3 protein-coding genes are annotated in these 3,159 nt (G+C 48.8%); all 3 read left to right on the top strand.

Going from position 1 to position 3,159, the window contains the following annotated elements; all coding sequences use genetic code 11:
• A partial coding sequence (locus Q0095_RS10000; RefSeq protein WP_297883366.1) for a hypothetical protein occupies positions 1-356 on the top strand: 356 nt, incomplete at its 5' end.
• 196 nt (positions 357-552) lie between these two features.
• On the top strand, positions 553-1,233 hold the full coding sequence (locus Q0095_RS09995; RefSeq protein ID WP_297883365.1) for a response regulator transcription factor: 681 nt from the start codon (positions 553-555) through the stop codon (positions 1,231-1,233).
• Entirely contained in the window at positions 1,230-2,282 is a 1,053-nt protein-coding gene (locus Q0095_RS09990; protein WP_297883364.1) for a HAMP domain-containing sensor histidine kinase, read from the top strand. Before Q0095_RS09995 ends, Q0095_RS09990 begins: the two co-directional genes overlap by 4 nt.
• Positions 2,283-3,159: the final 877 nt, after the last annotated feature.

Genomic DNA, 3,159 nt, shown 5'->3' with positions numbered 1-3,159 from the left:
AAGATAGATGCTTTTGGGGATATTATCACGTAGATATCGATCATCAAAAAGAAGGTGTGTTTTACTCTTTTTTCCTCGCATCCTTAATCGCCACGAGCATCTATCTTCTGTTTTTATCGGTCGTATGTAAGCGATTTTTGCCGATTATTTACGCAGCGGTATTTGTCGCAAGCTACGCATTGGCGATTTATATCGTTTTTAAGACGGAATTATTTGGATTTTTTTCGTCCGTTCAGGTGCTATTGATCGTTTGCCCTTTGCTATGGGCGTTTTATTTCAAATTTGAGTTCAAAAGAATTTTCGCCTCAGAGGATAAAAACACGCAAATAAACGCACCTGCAAGTGGCGAGGAGTGAAAATTTATCCGCAACAAAATACTACAAAATTTTACTGCCGCGCACAAACGAGTAAAGCGGCAAATTTCACTGCCCGGGAGCACGTTTGACAATGCGACGATTAATTTTCGCCTTACAATCACGCCCGTTTATTTTGTCTGCTTGAAAATAAATTTGTTATAATCCCGAAAATTTAAAAAATCACAAAAGGAGTCGTATGTTTAATATCCTACTCGTCGAAGACGACGAGGCTTTGAGCTCGGCGATAAGAGAAAAGCTGCTTGACGAGGGCTTTAGCGTGAGCTGCGCCTTCGACGGCAAGCAGGCGATAGAGGCGTTAGACGAGGCTCACTTCGATCTGATCATCTCGGACGTGATGATGCCTAAGATGGACGGCTTTGAGCTTAGCAGATACGTTAGGCGCGACGGAAAGAGCCAGCCGATACTGATTATAACGGCAAAAAGCGAGATCGAGGATATGCAGACGGGCTTTAAAAGCGGCGCGGACGATTATATGAGCAAGCCGATAAATTTAAAAGAGCTCGTGCTGCGCGTGCATGCGCTGCTAAGACGTGCAAAGATCGCGAACGAAAAGCGACTTCTCATCGGTGAAAGCGAGCTTGACTACGATACGCTAAGCGTCTGCGCGGCGGGCGAGCGGATAAGCCTGGCGCCGAAGGAATTTCGTCTTTTGTTTCTGCTACTAAGCTACGCGGGCAGAATTTTTACGAGATTTGAGATAATGAGCGAAATTTGGGGCTACGAAACGGACAGCGACGAGCGCGTCGTCGATACGCACATCAAAAAGCTGCGGGCGAAATTTGAAACCTCCAAGGATTTTGAGATAATCACCGTGCGCGGGCTCGGCTACAAAGCCGTAAAAAAGGAGCGAGCGTGAAAAAATACCTCATCAGCCTTAAAAGCTTCATCGCGTTTTACTCTTCGCTCGCATTCGGCGTGATAAATTTCATCGTCTGCTTTGCGGTTTGCATGCTTTTTTACATAGGCATCGGCGGTAAGATCGGCGGGTTTTGGGACGGAGTGGCGCTGTGTGCGATCATCTGCCTAATCACGATGGCGCTAAATTTTACCCTGCTTTACTTCGGACTTAAAATTTTATTCCGCCCGATCAAGCGGCTACTAGACGCGATCACCGCGATCGCTAACGGCGATTTTGAGGCGCGCGCTGAGCGCAAGATACACAGGTACCGCACTGATTACCTCTATATGCACGAGCTGGACGAGCTTGTAGTAAACGTCAATAAAATGGCGCAGAAGCTGCAAAAGCACGAGCAGCTGCAAAAGGAGTTCGTCTCAAACGTCTCGCACGAGATGAAAACACCGATCTCCTCAATCGCCGCGTTAAGCGAGATGATAGAGGGCGGCGTGAGCGAGGAGCGCGCGGCGCGATACGCAGCCTCGATCGGCGCGGAAGCAAACCGCCTAAGCAAGCTCTGCACCGATATGCTAAAGCTAACGAGACTCGATAGCGGCGCGGCGGTGCGCCTAGATGAAGCGGTACGTATAGACGAGCAGCTGCGGCAATGCATCATCTCGCTGAGCCAAAGCTACGAAGGGCACGAGTTTGAGCTAAATTTATCGCCGCTTAGCGTGCGATCAAACGCGGGGCTGCTAAATCAAATTTGGCGAAATTTAATCGAAAACGCGCTTAAGTACTCGCGCCAGGGCGGTAAAATTTTCGTCCGTTGCCGCGCTTGCGATGGCTTTGCGCAGGTGATCGTAAAAGACGAGGGCATCGGCATCGCGCGCGAGAAGCTGGATAAAATTTTTGACCGATTTTATCAGTGCGAGGAATCGCATAAGGAGCTCGGCAGCGGGCTTGGGCTTAGCATCGTACGCAGAGCGCTCGATATTTTAGGCGGACAGATCGAATACGAAAGCGAGCCGGGCGTCGGAACCGAGGCGCGCGTTAAAATTCCGCTTTAAATTTCAGATCAAGACGGCGCGGATGAGCTGCGTCTTATAATTCATAGCTCGCCGTGAAATTTCGCCCCACGGGCGCAAGTCGCGCCGATACAAGCTTTAACGACGTAAAAAAGCGCGGGTGCGTCGCGCGCCGCATTCACATAAAATTCTGCTTTAAATTTTATATCGATTTGCTGCGGACGCCTCGCGCGCCGCGACGAGGTCGGAATTCTGCTTTAAATTTACCGCGCGCTGCGACTTTGCCGCCCTTTACGGCTTTACCGCGCATTACGGCGGGCGGCAGGCTCGCTTAAATTTGCCGCGCCTTAACACAGATAGCTGAATTTTGCCTGAAATCTGCCGTCGTCTCGCACTTTACGACAGGCGGCAAAAATTTTGCCGTAAATTTTAAAAGACACATTAAGAACACAATCATCTTATATAATCCCGCTCATAGATCGATCGGGCACGCCTCTAGCGGTCCGAGTCTGGCAAATAATAAAATTAAAAACAAAGGAGAAGCGATGAGTAAGGCCGTACTTCACTCGGTGCTAGCGATAGAAGCCATTTTATGGGGGCTTTTATCGGCTGTGATTATAGGTGCGTAAATTTTACGCTTTGAGCTAGGCGATCTGCCGAAATAATTTATAAAATTTACGAAATTTGCGCTCCGCTTCGCATTCGCTGCGAAAAGGGGCGCACCTGCGCTAACGATTTAGACCAAAATTTAATCCACTCGCCGCGCGCGCAAACCTCACTACGTACAAATCCATACTGCAGCCGCACACAAACCTCGCTGTGCGCAAACACATCGCCGCGGACAAAGCAGCTGCGCAACTAAAAATCGATAAAATTTTAAATGCTACAAGCGGACGAATGAGTCTATTTTGCCCTATTT

Source organism: uncultured Campylobacter sp., from assembly GCF_938045535.1.
Lineage (GTDB): Bacteria > Campylobacterota > Campylobacteria > Campylobacterales > Campylobacteraceae > Campylobacter_B.
The sequence above is the reverse complement of the archived record's forward strand: the minus strand, read 5'-3'. Positions and strand labels throughout refer to the sequence as shown.

Bases quoted from the DNA above. Each gene is read 5' to 3' on its own strand.
- Q0095_RS09995 (WP_297883365.1), top strand. From the start codon at position 553: ATGTTTAATATCCTACTCGTCGAAGACGACGAGGCTTTGAGCTCGGCG.